The 18769-nt window shown below is 66.1% G+C and carries 12 protein-coding genes; 11 read left to right on the forward strand and 1 reads right to left on the reverse strand.

Annotated features, from left to right (window positions below; genetic code table 11):
• Nucleotides 1-60: 60 nt before the first annotated feature.
• From glcE to AC07NK_RS04455, 11 genes are all read left to right on the forward strand, one after another.
• A complete protein-coding gene (gene glcE / locus AC07NK_RS04405) occupies nt 61-1170 on the forward strand; it encodes a glycolate oxidase subunit GlcE (protein WP_495169340.1) in 1110 nt (369 codons plus the stop codon).
• Between the two features lie 2 nt (nt 1171-1172).
• Nucleotides 1173-2462, forward strand: coding sequence for a glycolate oxidase subunit GlcF (gene glcF / locus AC07NK_RS04410; RefSeq protein ID WP_495169341.1), 1290 nt, complete (start codon nt 1173-1175; stop codon nt 2460-2462).
• 96 nt (nt 2463-2558) lie between these two features.
• Complete coding sequence (locus tag AC07NK_RS04415; protein ID WP_495169342.1) at nt 2559-3938, forward strand: glycoside hydrolase family 140 protein; 1380 nt, start codon at nt 2559-2561, stop codon at nt 3936-3938.
• Complete coding sequence (rhmD, locus tag AC07NK_RS04420) at nt 3935-5143, forward strand: L-rhamnonate dehydratase (RefSeq protein WP_495169343.1); 1209 nt, start codon at nt 3935-3937, stop codon at nt 5141-5143. The genes AC07NK_RS04415 and rhmD overlap by 4 nt, the downstream gene beginning before the upstream one ends.
• Nucleotides 5144-5166: 23 nt before the next feature.
• Nucleotides 5167-6021, forward strand: a complete 855-nt coding sequence (locus tag AC07NK_RS04425) for a fumarylacetoacetate hydrolase family protein (RefSeq protein ID WP_495169344.1) — start codon at nt 5167-5169, stop codon at nt 6019-6021.
• Nucleotides 6006-6749, forward strand: a complete 744-nt coding sequence (locus AC07NK_RS04430) for an SDR family NAD(P)-dependent oxidoreductase (RefSeq protein WP_495169345.1) — start codon at nt 6006-6008, stop codon at nt 6747-6749. Before AC07NK_RS04425 ends, AC07NK_RS04430 begins: the two co-directional genes overlap by 16 nt.
• Before the next feature lies 1 nt (nt 6750).
• A complete protein-coding gene (locus AC07NK_RS04435; RefSeq protein ID WP_495169346.1) occupies nt 6751-7662 on the forward strand; it encodes an amidohydrolase family protein in 912 nt (303 codons plus the stop codon).
• The gene (locus tag AC07NK_RS04440) at nt 7662-10727 is read left to right on the forward strand and encodes an alpha-L-rhamnosidase (protein ID WP_495169347.1); all 3066 of its coding nucleotides are present in this window, start codon (nt 7662-7664) and stop codon (nt 10725-10727) included. Before AC07NK_RS04435 ends, AC07NK_RS04440 begins: the two co-directional genes overlap by 1 nt.
• Before the next feature lie 14 nt (nt 10728-10741).
• Nucleotides 10742-11410, forward strand: a complete 669-nt coding sequence (locus AC07NK_RS04445) for an aspartate/glutamate racemase family protein (protein WP_495169348.1) — start codon at nt 10742-10744, stop codon at nt 11408-11410.
• Nucleotides 11407-12654 carry an MFS transporter gene (locus tag AC07NK_RS04450; RefSeq protein WP_495169349.1) on the forward strand — a complete coding sequence of 416 codons (1248 nt, stop codon included), beginning with the start codon at nt 11407-11409 and terminating at the stop codon, nt 12652-12654. Before AC07NK_RS04445 ends, AC07NK_RS04450 begins: the two co-directional genes overlap by 4 nt.
• Entirely contained in the window at nt 12651-14711 is a 2061-nt protein-coding gene (locus AC07NK_RS04455) for a beta-galactosidase (RefSeq protein WP_495169350.1), read from the forward strand. The genes AC07NK_RS04450 and AC07NK_RS04455 overlap by 4 nt, the downstream gene beginning before the upstream one ends.
• Before the next feature lie 7 nt (nt 14712-14718).
• Here AC07NK_RS04455 and AC07NK_RS04460 read toward each other — a convergent pair whose 3' ends face one another.
• Nucleotides 14719-18759 (reverse strand): glycosyl hydrolase, encoded by a 4041-nt coding sequence (locus AC07NK_RS04460; RefSeq protein ID WP_495169351.1) that lies wholly within the window; start codon nt 18757-18759, stop codon nt 14719-14721.
• Nucleotides 18760-18769: the final 10 nt, after the last annotated feature.

Genomic DNA, 18769 nt, shown 5'->3' on the forward strand with positions numbered 1-18769 from the left:
CACCGCCATCGCCGCACGGTGGGCCCCGGCACAAGGCCGGGGTGACGAAGGTGTGGGGCAATGACGACTCGTCCCACCACCGCCGATGACCTCTGCGCACTCGTCGCCGAGGCCCAGGCCGCCGGCACCAAGCTCCGCCTGCGTGGCGGCGGCACCAAGGACGCGATCGGCGCGCCGTGCGACGCGCAAATCGTCGACATGTGCGGCTTCGCGGGCGTGATCGATTACGACCCGCCCGAGCTGGTGCTGACCGTGGGCGCGGGAACCCCGCTCGCCGAGATCGAGATTTTGGTCGCAAGCGAAGAGCAGATGCTCGCCTTCGACCCATTCGATCACGGCGCGATGCTCGGCAATGATGGTGGCGCGACGATCGGCGGCGTGATCGCGGCGGGCGTGGCGGGGCCCGCGCGGCTGTCGCGCGGCGGCGCGCGCGATCACCTCCTTGGCTTCACCGCGGTGTCCGGTCGCGGCGAACGCTTCGTCGCGGGTGCGAAAGTGGTCAAGAACGTCACCGGCTACGACCTGCCCAAGCTGATGGCGGGCAGCTGGGGGCGGCTTGCCGCATTGACCGAAGTCACGCTCAAGGTCCTGCCTGCCCCGCGCACGCGACTGACGCTCGGCCTGCGCGGACTGGATGCGGCCGGAGCCGTGACGGCGATGGCGCGCGCGATGGGGTCGGCGGCGGAAGTAACCGCGGCGGCGCATCTGCCCGACTGGCAGGGTGGGGCGGTCACTGCGCTGCGGCTCGACGGCTTCGCTGAATCGGTTGCGGCACGCGCGGCGATGCTGCCCGAATTCGAAGCGGTCGAGGACGCCGACGCGCTCTGGCTGGCGGTGCGCGACGCTTCGCCGCTATCGGGGGCGCTGCCGCTCTGGCGACTGATCGTCGCGCCAGGAAAGGCGCCCGGTGCGATCGCCGCGCTGCCCGATGCCGAATGGCTGTTCGACTGGGCCGGTGGCCTGATCTGGCTTGCGAGCGATGCCGACCCGGGGGTGATCCGCACGGCGGCAGCGGCAGCGGGTGGCCACGCGACGCTGATTCGCGCCAGCGAAGCGATGCGCAGCGTCGTTCCGGCGTTGCACCCGCAACCCGCCGCGCTCGCCGGTATCGAGGAACGGGTGCGCCGCGCCTTCGATCCCGATGGCGTGTTCGAGACCGGGCGTTTCTAGCGATGCAGACCCGCTTTACCCCCGATCAGCTCGCCGACCCGGCAATGGCGTCGTCCGAAGGTGTGATCCGCAAATGCGTGCATTGCGGCTTCTGCACCGCGACCTGCCCGACCTATGTGTTGCTCGGCGACGAGCTCGATAGCCCGCGCGGGCGCATCTACCTGATCAAGGACATGCTGGAGAACCAGCGCAAGCCGGGGCCGGAGGCGGTCAAGCATATCGACCGCTGCCTGTCCTGCCTGTCGTGCATGACCACCTGCCCCTCGGGCGTGAACTATATGCACCTGGTCGATCATGCGCGGGCGTACATCCAGCAGAATTACCGGCGACCCTGGCATGAGCGCGCGGTGCGGCGGCTGCTCGCGGCGGTGCTGCCCTATCCGGGGCGGTTCCGTGCGGCGCTGACGCTGGCGAAGCTCGGGCGCCCGTTCGCACCGCTGATCGCCGGGGTGAAGCCACTCGCGGCGATGCTGGCAATGGCGCCGGAGCAGGTGCCTGCTCGAGTGTCAGCCGAGAACGCGACCGTGCCGGGCGCCAAAGGCCGCATCGCCCTGCTTCAGGGCTGCGCCGAACCGGTGCTCAAGCCCGAATATCGCGGCGCCGCGATCCGCCTGCTCAACCGCGCCGGATACGACGTGGTGTTCGCTTCGGGTGAGGGCTGCTGCGGTGCGCTGGTCCATCATATGGGTCGCGAGGCCGATGGGCTCGATGCGGCGCGGCGCAATGTCGATGCGTGGATGCGCGAGATCGATGGGGGCGGGCTGGCGGCGATCGTGGTGACCGCCTCAGGCTGCGGCACGACGATCAAGGACTATGGCTTCATGCTGCGGAACGACCCCGTCTATGCCGGCAAGGCGGCACAGGTCTCGGCGCTGGCGAAGGATATCTCGGAGATGCTCGCCCAAATCGAGCTTCCGCCGGGCGACGGCCGCGGCCTGACCGTCGCCTATCACGCCGCCTGCTCGCTCCAGCATGGGCAAAAGGTAACCGACGCCCCGAAGCGCTTGCTCGCCGCCGCGGGCTACACCGTGCGTACGCCGGCCGAGGCGCATTTGTGCTGCGGGTCGGCGGGCACCTACAACATCCTTCAGCCAGAGATCGCGGGCCAGCTCGGCGCGCGAAAGGCGGCCAATCTCTCGCGGTTGCAGGCCGATGTGATTGCGACTGGAAACGTTGGCTGCGCGATGCAGATCGCCCGGTTCGGCGAAACCCCCGTCGTCCACACGATCGAACTGCTCGACTGGGCGACCGGCGGTCCCGCGCCGGCGATTTTAGCGCATCGAAACGCTTGACCAAATAATACTATTATATTTAAAATAGACCGGGCAACGAGCTCGCGCGTGGACGATGTTCGCCATCTTTGCAGCGCTGAGCCAGGGAGAGTTTGAATGGCTTCGAGATTTCTGTTGGCCGGAATCGCGGCGCTGCTGGCGGCTCCCGCTGCCGCGCAGACGCCGCCGCTCAGCATCTCGGCCAATCACCGCTATCTGGAAGCAGGCGGCAAGCCGTTCTTCTGGCTCGGCGATACCGCGTGGCTGCTGCTGAGCCGGTTGAACCGTGAAGAGACCGAGCACTATCTCGCCACGCGCCAGCGGCAGGGCTTCAACGTGGTGCAGGTGATGGTGTTGCACACCAACAAGATGACCAACCGCTACGACGCGCCCGCTTTGGTCGACGGCGATCCGGGGCGGCCGCGCACCACGCCGGGCAAGGACCCGGCGAAGGCGGGCGAATATGACTATTGGGATCATCTCGACTGGGTGGTCGAGCGCGCCGCGGCGCATGGCATCTATGTCGCGATGGTGCCGGCCTGGGGCGACCTCGCGATGGAGCGGCAGCTCAACGAGAAGAACGTCGAAAGCTACGGCCGTTTCATGGCGGAGCGCTACGGCAAGGCTTCCAACGTGATCTGGCTCAATGGCGGCGACACGCGGTCGGAGATGCGCGCCGCGGTGTGGGACAAGCTCGGTACGACGATCAAGGCGATTGCTCCCAGGCAGCTGATGACGTTCCATCCGATCGGGCGAACGACCTCGTCTTGGCAATGGCATCAGGCGCCGTGGCTGGACTTCAACATGTTCCAGTCCGGCCACCGCAGCTACGCGCAGGAAGGCGCGAACGCGATCGGCGAGGACAATTGGCGCTATGTCGAGCAGGACCTTGCTCGCGTTCCGCCCAAGCCGACGATCGACGGCGAGCCGAGCTACGAGAATATCCCCCACGGCCTGCACGAGCCGAACCAGCCGCGCTGGCAGGCAGCGGATGTGCGACGCTATGCCTGGTGGGGCGTGATGGCAGGGGCGTTCGGCCACACCTATGGCGAGAACCACGTCATGCAGATGTTCGTGGCGGGCTCAAAGGATGCCAATTTCGAACCCAATCAACGCTGGGACACGTCGCTTGCCGCGCCGGGCGCCCCGGGCGCTGACCAGATGCACCACCTGCGCACGCTGATCGAATCGCGTCCGATGCTGGAGCGCGTGCCCGATCAGGCGCTGATCGCCGACAATGGCGTGCGCTACGATCGCGTGCTGGCAAGCCGCGGTAGATCCTATGCCTTCGCTTACACCTATACCGGCCGCCCCTTCACGCTGAAGCTCGGCGCGATCGCCGGAAGCCGGGTCAAGGCGCAATGGTATTCGCCGCGCGACGGCAAGTTCACGCCCGCAGGCGAATTCGCCAATCGCGGCGCGCAAATTTTCGATCCGCCGGGCGAGACCGCGGCGGGCAATGACTGGGTGCTGGTGCTGGATGGTGCCGCACGATGACCAAAGGGAAATTCGTGGGTCTTCCGAAGATCAAATATGTCCGCGCCTACACGGTGCGCGGCGGTGGCGCCGACTATCACGATCAGGGCGCGGGCCACTGGATCGACGATCATATCGCGACGCCGATGTCGAAATATCCGGAATACCGCCAGAGCCGCCAGAGCTTCGGCATCAACGTGCTCGGCACGCTGGTGGTCGAGCTGGAGGCCGAGGACGGCACGATCGGCTTCGCCGTCACGACCGGCGGCGAACCCGCCTGTTTCATCGTCGAGAAACACCTCTCGCGCTTCCTGATCGGGCGCGACCCGTCGGACTATGAGACGATCTGGGACCAGATGTACTTCTCGACCCAATATTATGGGCGCAAGGGGCTGGTGGTGAACGCGATCTCGGGCGTCGACCTCGCGATCTGGGACCTGATCGGCAAGCTGCGTCAGGAGCCGGTCTATCACCTGCTTGGCGGCGCGGTGCGCGACGAGATGCAGTTCTACGCCACCGGCGCGCGGCCCGATCTGGCGAAGGAAATGGGCTTTATTGGCGGCAAGCTGCCGCTCCATCACGGCCCGGCCGAGGGCGAGGAGGGGATGGAGAAGAACATCGCGCTGCTCGCCGACATGCGCGCGAAATGCGGCGACGATTTCTGGCTGATGTACGATTGCTGGATGGCGCTCGACATCGACTACGCCACCAGCCTCGCCCAACGCGCGTGGACCGAGTGCGGCCTGAAATGGATCGAGGAAGCGCTCTCGCCCGACGATTATTGGGGCTATGCGCAGCTCAAGAAGAACGCGCCCGACGGCCTTCTGGTCACGACCGGCGAGCATGAATCGACTCGCTGGGGCTTCAGGATGCTGCTCGAGATGGAGTGCTGCGACATTATTCAGCCCGATGTCGGCTGGTGCGGCGGTGTGACCGAGCTGATCAAGATCGCCGACGACGCCGACAAGAAGGGCGTGCTGATGGTCCCGCACGGATCGTCGGTCTACAGCTATCACTTCGTGGTGACGCGCCACAACTCGCCCTTCGCCGAGTTCCTGATGATGCATCCCGGGCCGACCGAGGTGGTACCGATGTTCGCGCCGCAGCTGCTGGGCGAGCCGGTGCCGGTGAACGGTAAGATCCGCGCGAGCGAACTCGACAAGCCGGGCTTCGGCGTCGAGCTCAACCGCGACATCGCGCTGCATCGCCCCTATCCCAACGACTGAATCGCAAGACTGAAGGAAGACCCATGAAGCTCTGCCGTTATGGCGCCCCCGGCGCCGAGAAGCCCGGCCTGATCGACGCCGATGGCCGCATCCGCGACCTGTCCAACTATGTCGCCGATATCGACGCGCAGACGCTGTCGAAGGAAACGCTGGCAAACCTCGCGGGTGTCGATCCCACGACGCTCAAGCTGGTCGAGGGCGAGGTGCGCTACGGCCCGTGCGTCGCGGGTACGCGCCAGTTCGTCGCGATCGGCCTCAATTATGCGGATCATGCCGCCGAATCGAACCTGCCGATCCCCGAAGAGCCGGTGGTGTTCAACAAATGGGTGAGCTGCATTCAGGGTCCGAACGATCCGGTGACGATCCCCAAGGATTCGAAGAAGACCGACTGGGAAGTCGAACTCGGCATCGTGATCGGCACCGCCGCGCACAACGTGTCGGAGGCCGACGCGCTCAGCCACGTCGCGGGCTATTGCGTGGTCAACGACGTGTCCGAGCGCCACTGGCAGGCCGAACGCGGCATGACCTGGGACAAGGGCAAGGGCTTCCCGACCTTTGGCCCGATCGGCCCGTGGATGGTCACCGCCGACGAGGTGGGTGATCCGCAGAACCTGTCGATGTGGCTGTCGGTCAACGGCAGGAAGGTGCAGGACGGTAATACGAAGACGATGATCTTCACTGTCGCACAGATCGTGTCGTACGTGTCTCAGATCATGACCCTGCTGCCGGGCGACGTCATCACCACCGGTACCCCGCCGGGCGTCGGCCTCGGCCAGAAGCCCGAGCCCTGGTATCTGAAGGCCGGCGACGTCGTTGAGCTGGGCATCGAGAAGCTGGGCGAGCAGCGTCAGGACTTCGTCGCATGGGAAGCCAAGTGAGCGGGCGCTTTGAAGGCCGTGTCGCCGTCATCACGGGGGGCGCCGCGGGCATCGGTCGTGCCGCTGCCGAGCGGATGGCGGCCGAGGGCGCACAGGTCAGCGTGTGGGACATTTCGGACGAGGCGCTGGCAAGCTGCGACTTCGCCGCACACACAGCGAAGGTCGACCAGTCGGATGAGGCGCAGGTGATCGCGGCGGCGGCGGACGTCGCCGCGAAGCTCGGCCGGCTCGACATCCTCGTCGTCTCGGCGGGGATCACGGGGCCGAACACCACGCTCGAGACCTATCCGTCCGACGCGTGGCAGCAGGTGATCGCGATCAACCTCAACGGCACCTTTTTCTGCGACAAGGCGGTGATCCCGCACATGAAGGCGAACGGCTATGGCCGCATCGTCAACATCGCGTCGGTTGCGGGCAAGGAAGGCAATCCCAACGCGTCCGCCTATTCGACGTCGAAGGCGGGGGTGATCGGCCTGACCAAGAGCCTCGGCAAGGAGCTGGCCAGGGACAATATCACCGTCAACGCGGTGACCCCGGCGGCGGTGAAGACCGCGATCTTCGACCAGATGACTCAGGCGCATATCGACTTCATGCTCTCGAAGATCCCGATGGGACGCTTCGGCACGGTCGACGAGAATGCGGCGATGATCTGCTTCCTCGCGAGCGAAGAGGCGAGCTTCTCGACCGGCGCGGTGTTCGACACCTCGGGCGGGCGCGCGACCTACTGACATGAGCAGCCGTCCGCCCCTCGTCGATCCGCACGTCCACCTCTGGGACCTCGGCCATATCCGCTATCCCTGGCTGACCGGTCCGTTCGACACCGACAATCCCAATGGGAGCGTCGAGCCGATCGCGGTGGACTACCCGCTCGACGCCTATCTCGCCGATGCCGGCCAATGGGACGTGCGCGGGATCGTGCATATCGATGCTGGGGCGGAGCCGGCGGACGCGCTCAAGGAAACGCAATGGCTTCAGGCCATGGCGGACACACGCGGCATGCCGAGCGGCATCGTCGCCTTCGCCGCGCTCGACGATCCGCAGGTCGAGACGCTGCTCGCCGCGCATGTCGAGCACGCCAATGTCTGCGGCATCCGCCACATCATCAACTGGCATCCCGATCCGGCGCGCAGCTATTCGCCCGCCGATGTCACCACCACCAGCGCATGGATGCGTGGCTTCGGACTTCTGCGGAAGTTCGATCTCAGTTTCGACCTTCAGGCATATCCCGGCCAGTTCGCGCATCTGGCGGCGCTGATCGCGAAGCACCCCGATATGCAGGTGATCCTCAACCACACCGGCATGGCGATCCCCGGCGACGCGGACGGCTGGGAAACATGGCGACGCGGCATGGCGGCGTTTGCGGCGTTGCCCAATGTCGCGGTCAAGATTTCCGGCATGGGCTTCACCTGGCGGCCATGGAGCGTCGATCAGGCGCGCGGCTATGTGCGTGAGACGATCGAGCTGTTCGGTGCCGATCGCACGATGTTCGCGAGCAACTTCCCGACCGACAAGCTCTTCGGCAGCTTCGACCAGCATTTCGACGCCTATGACGCGATCACCGCCGATTTCTCCGCGGACGAGCGCGCGGCGCTGTTCGGGGGCAACGCCAATCGCATCTATCGCCTTGGACTGGACCTGTGATGCGCGTCACCGATCTTCGCGCCGAATATACCGTCGATCTGCTGGGGACACAGGTCGCGCACCCGCGCCTGTCGTGGCGGATCGAGGATGCGGAGAAGCAGACAAGCTACCGCATCCGCGCCGCGGCGAGCCTGACGGCGCTGGCCGACGGCGAGCTGCTCTGGGACAGCGGCGACGTCGCGAGCGATGCGACGTTCGACATCCCCTATGGCGGACCGGCGCTGGCGGCGACGCAGCGCGTGTGGTGGGCCGTCGAAGCCGATGGCGTCACTTCCGACCCGGCGTGGTTCGAAGCCGGGTTGCTCACGCCCGACGACTGGCGCGGCGAGTGGATCGAGGCGGAGGATGAGAGTGCCGCCGCCGATCGTGCTGCCGGGGTCAGCTGGGTGTGGGGCGATGTCTCGCTCGACGCGCGCCCGCATGCCTTCCGCATCGACTTCGACGCACCCGCCGATCTGGTCCGCGCCGAAGTCCTGATCGCGGGCAAGGACCATCTGCGGGGCGTGTGGATCAACGGCATCAAGTCGCCGCTCGACTGGCATTTCGACTGGGACACCTATCTCCCCTTCTGGGGCACGCTCGCGCCCTATGAGGGTGATGTCAGGCCCGGTCGCAACAGCGTCTGCGCACTGGTCGAGGCGGATACGACCGGCTTTTTTCCGGTCGATGGCGGCGCCTTCGCCGCGCTGATCCGGCTGCATCGCGCGGACGGCAGTGTCGAGCGGATCACCGGCAGCGCCTTCCGTGTGATGCCCGATGCATCCGAAACTTGGACTGACACCGGTTTCGATACGAGCGGCTGGGCATCGGTGGTGCCGAGCACCAGCTGGGCGCAGGGCGATCCGCGGCCGAGCGAGCCGGCGATGCTGTTGCGCACGGGCTTCGAAATTTTCAAGCCGGTGGTTGCCGCGCGGCTCTACGCCACCGCGCTCGGCGCCTATGACGCGCGGATCAACGGGCAGAAGGTGAGCGAGGCGATCCTCGCGCCCGAGATCACCGTGGCGAAGAGCCACATTCTCTACCAGACCCATGATGTCACCGCGCTGATCGCACCGGGGGAGAATGCGCTGGGTGCGGTCGTGGGCGATGGCTTCTACGCCTCGCCGTTCGGCTGGCGGATCGAGCGCTATGGCTTCGGCCCGGCGCCGCGCCGGTTCCGCGCGATGCTGCGGATCGACTATGAAGACGGCACACACGACTGGGTGACGACCGGCCAGGACTGGAAGATCGCGACCTCGCCGATCCTGAAGTCCGAAATCTATGACGGCGAGATTTTCGATGCGGGCAGAATCGTGCCGGGCTGGGCATTGCCTGGGTTCGACGCATCGAGCTGGAGCGTCGTGAAGATCGGTGCTGCGCCCGTAGCTAAACTGGTCGCGCAGACCTCGCCGCTGCTTGAGCGCAACGGCGTGTGCCGCGCGGTCTCGGTCAGCGAGCCGATGCCGGGACGCTTCGTGTTCGACTTCGGTCAGAATTTCTCCGGCTGGCTTCGCATTCGCGCCACCGGTCCGGCGGGGACGACGATCACCGCCAAGTTCGCCGAGTTGCTCAATGCGGATGGGACGGCGGACCTCGCCAATTTGCGGCTCGCCAAGGCGACCGACAGCTTCACCCTTGCGGGCACCGGCGCGCCCGAAGTCTTCGAACCGCATTTCACCTATCACGGCTTCCGCTATGTCGAGGTCGCGGGATATCCGGGCACGCCGACCGCCGATGATATCGAAGGCGTGATCATCCACAGCGCGTGCCGCGAAGTGGGCCAGATGACCTTCCCCGACGCGCCGTTGCTCCAGCAAATCTGGAGCAATGCGTTGTGGAGCCAGCGGTCGAACTTCTTCGCCGTGCCGACCGATTGCCCGCAACGCGACGAGCGCATGGGCTGGATGGGCGACATCCAGGTGTTCCTCGACGCCGCCGCGTTCAACATGGAGGTCGATCCCTTCATCCGCCGCTTCCTGCTCGAGGCGCGCGCGGCGCAACGCGACGACGGCGCCTATCCGATCGTGGTGCCGCAGCCCTTGTCGTTCCCCGATGTGGTGACCGCAGGATGGAGCGAGGCGGGAATCATCCTGCCCTGGCAGCTGTGGCAGCGTTACGGCGACACCGCGGTGATCGACGAGAACTGGGACGCGATGCAGGGCTGGATGGCCTATGTCGCGCGCACCAACCCCGATCATGTCTGGCGCAACGACCGCGGTCTCGACCTGGGCGACTGGCTGTCGGTCGATGCGATCAAGCCCGATGACGAGACCACGCCGCGCATCCTGTGCGCCACCGCATACTGGGCGTGGTCGGCCGAGCTGATGGCGGAGATGGCTGCCGCGACCGGGCGTGACGCCGATGCGGTCCGCTATCGCGCGCTGCACGAAGCGATCCGCGATGCCTATGCTGCCGAGTTCGTCGGCGCGGACGGCGTGTGCGGCAATGGCAGCCAGACCAGTCAGGTCCTTTCGCTCGCCTTCGGGCTGGTGCCGCAGGATCGGCGCGCGGCGGCGGCGCGGGTGCTCGCCAATGAAATCCGCGGGCGGGGGATGAAGCTGTCGACCGGCTTCCTCGGTACGCCATACCTGCTCGACGTGCTGGCCGATGCCGGATTGTGGGAGGAGGTTTCCGGCCTGCTGTTGCAGACCGGTTACCCCAGCTGGGGCTATATGCCGGAGCAGGGCGGGACCACGGTGTGGGAACGCTGGAACGGCGACACCGGCGATCTCAGCATGAACAGCTACAACCATTATGCCTTCGGTGCGGTGGTCGGCTTCTTCTACCGGCGGCTGGCCGGGATCGCCCCCGCAGCGCCGGGCTTCCGCCGGATCGCGGTGCGGCCGGTGTGGTTGCCGCAAGTCGGGCGTGTCGAAGCTCGGTTCGAGTCCCCGGTGGGGTTGATCGCAACCGAGACCGGCGGCGCTGCCGATGGCCTTGATCGCTTCGCGCTGACCGTTCCCGCCAACACCATTGCCGAGGTCGAACTGCCCGGCACCAGCTGGCGCGGCGTGCCGAAACCACGCGAGGATGATGGCCTGACCCGCTTCGAAGCGGGACCGGGCACGCACGAATACACAAGATAGAGAGAGGATTGCCGATGCCGACGCTGGGCCTCGTCCATAATTCGCCGATGCTGGCGGGGGTGTTCAACGAGATCGCGGCGCGGGTGATGCCCGATGTCCGCATCCTGCACTTCGTCGACGAAAGCACGATCAAGAACACGATCGCGGCGGGGCATTTGCAGAAATCGACGATGCGGCAGGTGATCCGGCTGGTTGGATCGACCTTCGACGCCGGATGCGATGTCGCGATGGTCACCTGCTCGTCGATCGGACGCGCGGTGGAGATGGCGGCGGAGCTGTACGATCAGCCCGTGCTGCGCGTCGATCGCGCGATGGCCGAACAGGCGGTAGCGAGTGCCAGGCGGATCGGCGTGGTCGCGACGCTTTCCACTACGCTCGATCCCACCGCCGATCTCGTCCGCCGCGTCGCCGCCGAGCAGGGCAAGGAGATCGAGCTCGTCCCGCATCTCTGCGAGGGCGCGTTCGACGCGGTGATGGCCGGCGACGGCGCGACGCACGATCGCATCGTCGGTGAGGCGCTGACGACCGCGCTGGCGGATGTCGATGCGATCGTGCTGGCGCAGGCGTCGATGGCGCGCGTCGTCGCAAGCCTGCCCGAGGGCGCGGTCAAGGCGCCGGTGCTGTCCAGCCCCGAGCTCGGCATGCTGCGTGCAGCCGAAGTTCTGAAGGGCCTTGGCAAGTGAAGAAGCGGCATGGCGTGCTTGGCCTGCTGGCCGCGCTGTCGGTCATCACCTTTATTGACCGGATGGCGATCGCGGTCACCGGCCCGGCGATCCAGAAGGATCTGGGCATCACCCCCGCGCAATGGGGCTGGGTACTGGGCGCCTATACCTTTGCCTATGCCGTATTCGAGGTGCCATCGGGCGCGATTGGCGACCGATTTGGCTATCGCAAGGAACTGACCCGGATCACAATCTGGTGGTCGTTCTTCACCGCGATTACCGCGGCGTGCCATAATTTCTGGCAGCTGGCGGTGGCGCGTTTCATGTTCGGCCTCGGCGCGGCGGGTGCCTACCCCAACATGTCGGGCGTGCTCTATCGCTGGTTTCCCAAGCGCGAGCGGGCGCGCGGGCAGGGTGTGATCTGGGCGGCGAGCCGGCTGGGCGGGGCATTGGCGCCGCTGCTGCTGGTGCCGCTCAACACCCATCTCGGCTGGCAGATGGTGTTCGTCATCCTCGGCCTGGTCGGCTTCCTCTGGGCGATCCTGTGGTGGCGCTGGTACCACGACCGCCCTGCCGACCAGCCGGGTATCACCGCAGAGGAAATCGCGGAAATCGGTGAAGACGAAGGGCCGGGCCATTCGGGCACGCCGTGGCGCAGGCTGCTTGGCCTGCCGCAGCTCTGGCTGATCGGTATCGCCTATTTCTTCTACGCCTTTGGCAGCTGGTTCTATTTCGGCTGGTTCTCGCAATGGCTCGTCAACGGCCGCGGCTTCAGCCAGAGCGAGATGGCCTTTTACGCCGCGATCCCGTTCCTGCTCGGCATCGTCAGCAACCTGATCGGCGGCGTGCTGAGCGACCGGCTGGGCGCACGGATCGGGTACAAGCTCGCCTATCGCCTGATCACCGGCATTTGCCTCGCCGTCACCGCGCTGCTGCTGCTGGCGATGAGCCTGACGCACGACAAGATCATGGTCGTCATCCTCGCCGCCACGAGCTTTGCCGTGATGGACCTGATGCTGCCGTCTGCCTGGGCGATGTGCATGTCGATCGGCGGGCGCTTCGGCGGCACCGCGACCGGCTTCATGAACATGCTCGGCAATCTCGGCGGCTTCGTCGGCGTCGTCGCGACCGGGTACATCATCGCTGGCACCGGCAGCTATGATCTGCCGGTACAGGGCGTTGCGCTCATGGTGCTGATTGCGGCGGGCCTGTTCGCGCTGATCGACAGTTCGAGGGGCTTCGATCAGAAGGCGGCGACGGCATGATGCGGGTGTTGGCGGCGGCGTTGCTTGCTGCCGCTTTGCCGGTGCTTCCCGCCGCTGCCCAGACCGATGCGCCGGCCGGGCAGCAGCAGTTCGAGCGACTATGGCTCGGTTCGGCCTGGTATCCCGAGCAATGGCCCGAGGATCGCTGGGAAGAAGACCTCAGGTTGATGAAGGCGCATGGCGCCAATGTCGTGCGGATCGGCGAATATGCCTGGAGCCGGATGGAACCGGAGGAAGGCAAGTACGACATGGACTGGCTGGTCCGTGCGGTGCGGCTCGCGGCGAAATACGACATCAAGGTCGTGGTCGGTACGCCGAGCGATACGCCGCCGGCGTGGCTGACCAGCAAATATCCCGACGTCGTCCAGATCCGCAGTGACGGGACGCCGGTGGCGCACGGGATGCGGCGGCATTTCTCGATCTCGTCGCGCCGCTATCGCGACTTTTGCCGTGAGATCGTGACGCGCATGGCGAAAGCGCTGGGCAAGGAGCCCAACGTCATCGGCTGGCAGATCGGCAACGAACCGAGCGACGAGAGCTACGATGCCGAGGCCAAGGCGGCATGGGTGGCGTGGCTCAAGGCGCGCTACGGCACGCTCGACAAGGTCAACGACGTGTGGACCACGCAATATTGGTCGCAGACCTATAACGCGTGGGAGCAGGTCCCGTTGAGCAGCGACAAGGCTAATCCCGGCTGGATGCTCGAGGTGAAGCGCTTTATCACGTCGCAATGGGTGGCGTTTCACCGCAACCAGCGCGACGCGATCCGCGCGCAGGTTGCGCCGTCGCAGTTCGTCACGGTCAATTTCGGCGGGCTCGGCTGGGCCAACCGTTTCGATCGCTACGCTGCCAATCGCGATCTCGATTTCACCTCGTGGGACAACTACGTCGGTTCGGGGCATTTGAAGCCCGATCGCAACGGTGCGACCCACGATCTGGTGCGCGGGTGGAAGCGCAAGAACTTCTGGGTGATGGAGATTCAGCCCGGCTATGTGAACTGGGCCGGGGTCAGCAACATGCTCCATCCCGGCGAGACCCGGCGCATGGCGTGGCAGGCGATCGGCCACGGCTCGGACGGGATCCTCTACTGGCAGTGGCGCAACGCCCGCAACGGTCAGGAAACGATGCACGGATCGCTGATCGGCCAGGATGGCGAGCCCCTGCCAATCTATGCCGAGGTCGCGCAGATCGGGCGCGAGATGGCGAAGGCGGCACCGTTGATCGCCGGCACGCATCCGGTGTCTCCGGTTGCGATCCTGCAGGATTATCCCAGCCGCTGGGCCGTCGATTTCCAGCCGCACCATCGTGACTATGACCAGATCGAGGTGCTGCTCGACTATTACCGGCCATTGAAGGACGCGCGCGGCGCGGTCGATATCGTCGAGGCGGAGGTGGCGCCGCTCGCCGGCTACAGACTGGTCGTCGCGCCGAGCCTCAACGTCATCAGCGCGGTGACGGCGAAGCGGCTGGCCGACTATGTCCATGGCGGCGGGCATCTGATCCTTGGGCCCCGTTCGGGGATGAAGGACGAATTCAACCGGCTGGAGCCGCAGCGCCAGCCCGGCCCGCTCGCAGAACTGCTCGGCGGGCGTGTCGAGCAATATTATGCGCTCGACGAGGCGATTGAGGTCGGAAGCGGCAAGGCGACGATCTGGGCCGAGGACTTGTCTACATCGGGACCGGATACGCAGGTGCTATTGCGCTACGGCAAGGCGAATGGTTGGCTCGACGGCAAGCCCGCGGTGATCAGCCGAAATGTCGGCAAGGGCCGCATCACCTATGTGGGGGCACTGGTCGACGACGCGGTGATGAAGACGCTGATCGATGATGCGCTGAAGGATGCGGGGGTGGCGCGCGACTTTGCGGTGCCGACCGATGTCGAACTGATGACGCGCGAGGGGGCGGGGCGGCGGATCGTCATCCTGATCAACCATGGCCGGACGGCGCAGACCGTGGTGTTGCCCGAGCCGATGACGAACCTTCTGGGCGGGGGCACGACGTCAAGCGTGGTGCTGCCGGTGGAAGGTGTCGTGGTGCTCCAGCGCGCGGCGCGGTGAGGGCGCGCTACTCGACTTTCACCCTATCGGCGAACACCACCCGCACCGGACCGAGCAGCCCGGAATCGAGCAGCGGCTCGTTCGGCTGGTAGAGGGTCCAGGGGGTGAAGGTGACGCGTCCGCCTGCGGGCTTAGCCTTACCGTCCTTGTACCAGTCGGGCAGCGCAATGATCCGGCGCGCCATCACGTCGCTCTTCTTGCCGTTTGCTGCGACACGCTGGCCGATCGGCCAGTCGCCCGCGCCGAACTCACCCTCCTCGGGTAGCGCAGCGTCGGCGATCATGCGGTTGGCCCAGAGATTGGTCACCGCGATCTCGATCGCGTTGCTTCCCGGCTTCACCGCATCGGTGATGTCGACATGGTAGGGCTCCTTCCAGGTGACGCCGAGATCCTTGCCGTTGACCTTAACCCCCGCCAGCACCTCGACCCGACCGAGATCGAGGAAGATGCGGCGGCCCTTGCGGATCGCATCCTCGGGGATGTCGATCGTGCGGGTATAGGTCGCGGTGCCGGAGAAATGGCGCACGCCGGCATCGGCATGGCGGCTCAGGGAATGGAGGCCGGGCAGAGTGATTCGCGCCGGCGCGCCGCGGCCGGGCTGAAAGGCGACCTCCCATGACCCCGTCACGGCGATCGGCTCGGGCACTTCAGCCTTGAACTTGCCGCCGTCGCTGGTGGAGTAGATCCCGCTTTCCCATACCAGCGCCTGCAGATCGCCATAGCGGTCGCGTGACACTTCGGCAGGAGCGGACGCGAGCCGCGGCGCGGGTGGTCCGGCGGCGGCTTCGGCGGCGATTTCCTGCGGGGACAGGACGCGCGCTTCGGTGCGGGCTGGGGTGAAATTACCCTCGAAGAAGTAGGTGATTCCGATGGGTACATCGCTGCCGCCCGCGAAGACCGTACGGCCGCTCTTCTTACCGGTGCGGACGTGCTTGCCGCACAGGTACAGCTTGGGTGTGCCCTTGTCATAGACGAGCGCGACATGGGTCCAGCCTGCGACCGGGGTGTGGCTCACCAGCACCGCGGGTGCGCTGTCGGCCGCGGCGCGCTCGATCACGAAGGCGCCGTTGCGGCCGAGCGCGAGGCCCGCGATTGCGGTCTTGGCACCATGGATGTCGCGGCCCGACCGCGCCGGGATCAGATAGTGCTTGCCGGTCTCGTCGATCCGGCCCTCCACGCTTTCGTCGGGCATCAGGCGCAGGTCGATGTCAGGCTTGGCCCAGAGCGAGACGGTGAAGCTGTTCGATGGGGCCGCTGGCGCGGGCGTTGCGGTCGTATCGACGAAGCGTACTCCGTCCTTCGCCACCCAATCGATCCGCCGCGCGCCTGCCGCGAAGTCGAGCGTGACGAAGGTCGATCCGGCGGGCGACAGGTCGAACGTCACCTCGGTCCAGTCGCGTTCGGTCTTGAACAATGTCGCGCGGGTGACGTTGCCGGTCTCGGCGTCCCATAGCGACGGCGCGGCGCTGCCGACGCGGAAGGTACAGGTGACGCGTTCGGCCCGCCGCTGACGGTTGGCGACGAAATAGATGTGGGTCGCGCCGGCCTTGCGGTGCAGCCACGCAACCTGTCCGTCGGGCGTCGCGGTGCGGCAGTCCGTATCTGGCGCGACCTTGAGCGCCGCCAGTGCGTCGCCGACCGATCCACTGGTGAACACACGCCCCGCGCCGACCTTGCGGGCTGCCTTGCCGTCGCCCCACACCGCGTCGACCGCGGTGCGGAACGTGGCGTCATTGTCCGCTTTGCCCACCAGCGTCATCGGGTGCGCCGGCTTCGGCCCCAGCACCGCCATCCCCGCTTCGACCAGTGCGCGTACCTTGACGGCGAGCTGCGGGGTCATGCCGGCGAGGCCTTGGGGGATGACGAGCAGGCGATAGCTCGCGCCGTTAGTCAGCACGATCCGTCCGTTCGCGACTCTGGCGCGGGTCAGTAGTACCTCGGCATTGACCAGATCATATTGATATCCGGCGGGCACCTGCGGATCGAAATACAGGCCGATCTTCGGATGTGTATCGGGCGACACTTGCGGGCGGACATATTCGGCCTGATTGGGGCTGTCCTCGCCGACGAAATACAGCACATCGGCGACAGGGATGCCCTGCCGCAGCATGTACTGGCTGCGTGACAGATACTCGATCCACGGCTTGGCCTGGGGCACCCAAGTGTTCGAAGACTCGAGGTTGATCCCCCATGGCCCCATCGTCATGCCGGGCAGTGCCCTGGGGTCGGGCTGGTGCGCCCAGCGATGGAAGAGAAACTGATTGATCCCCTGCGCGAACATCTGGTCGCCCAGTGTCTTCAGCGCATAGGGATAGTCCTGCCAGCGGCTGGTCTGCGCCTCGCCGGTGAATGCCTCGGCGGCGATCAAGTTCTTGCCATAGACGTGCCCGGCGGAGGCGACCATTCTGACCGTGCGATTATCGGTCCATGGCGTGCGCGACCAGAATTCGGCCATCGGCACCGTTGCACGACCCGACACCTGCAGTGCGTCGAACGCCCCGGGGCCATAGCCCTCGACATGGAGCTTGAGGCCAGCAGCGGCAGCGCGCTCTTGCATCCGGCCATAATAATTATCCGCCATCAGCCCGGCGAGCGTACGACGGAAATCGAACAGGAAGCGGTTGGAGGTATCGAGATCGCCGACGATCCGCCCGGTCAGCGCGGGGAGGTAAGAGGTGATCGCATAGCCGTTGCGTTTCTGGAAATCTGCCGGAAGCGTGGGCGTCCAGTTCTGCATCCCGGCTTCGAAGCTGTCGATCCCGACCATGTCGAACGCCTTGCCCGCCAGCGGCCCCGCGGCCTTTATCACCTTGCCGAGTGTGTGCTCGAATTGATGATCGACCGCCGCGATGCTAAGCTTGTCGACCTCCAGCCCGCGCCCCGCGTCCGATGCCGCGACATTGAACTTGCCGGTCGGGGTATGACCGAAGCGCAACACGGTCCATTCACCTGCGGGCGGGGTCCAGTTGAGCGTCCCAGCGGCATCGACCTGTGCACTGATGTCGAGCACCTGCGCGGGATCGATCGCGTAGCGCGCCTTAAGGTCGAGCGGCGGCTTCGCGCCCGGTTCCGCCATGGCGAGGTCATGCCCGGCCTTGGTGCCCCAATGGTCGATCCGCGGGGTCGCGTAGAGCAAAGCCTCGGCGAGCTGTACCCTGACGGAGGGCGTGATGCGAAACATCGATGCCTCGACGCTTGGGAAGTTCAGCGTGCCAGGTGATTCGATCCCGCGCTCGGTAGCGACCTCAACCTTGCCGATGCGCGACCAGGTGAGGCCGTCGGCCGAGGCTTCGACCATCGCGGAGAAGGCCGGCGCGTCTTTGGCCGCGTAGAGCGTGATCGCCTGCGCGGCGAAGGGGGCCTTCATCGTCACCACCAACGGGGCGGCGGGCGAGATCTCGACTGCGCTGTGCAGGTCGCGGTCAGTCAGCGTCGCGGGCACGATCGACATGTCCGCCTCCATCGCCTCGACCGCGTCGCGATACGCGGTCTCGTCGCCGGGCGAAGCGGGGAAGGCGATCGCCGCAGCGTCGCGATAATAGCCGTGCTTAGTATAGGGCTGCGCCAGCTGGAGGCTGACCGGCGTTTCGCCGTCGCCGGTCACGCGGTTTTCGGTCCATACGATCTGCTGCATCGCCTGTTCGGGCGCGATCCACGGTCCGCCCGAGGATGACCAGCCCGGCGCATTGTTCAGTCCGACCTTGAGTCCGAGTTGATCGGCCTTGCCCATCATATGCGTCGTCAGATCGAGCCATTGCGGGCTCAGAGTGTCGACCGGCCCCTTGGGTACATCGTTGCTGCCGTCGAACATCATCACACCGCCAAGCCCGATGTCGCGCATCGCCTGAAGATCGGCGTCGATCCCTTCCTTGGTGACGTTGCCGTTCATCCAGAAATAGAGCGTTTGCGGGCGCACTTCTGGCGGCGGGTTGCGGAACGCTTCGGGGTCGGGCGGAGTGTGCGGCGCCCGGTCCTGCGCCAGACCTGGGGTCACGCTTATGGTCGCCAGCGCCACCAAAGCCGTTCCCAATGCCCAGCACCGATTCATTCCGCTTCTC

It is taken from the genome of Sphingomonas sp. GW821-FHT09B04 (assembly GCF_059418285.1).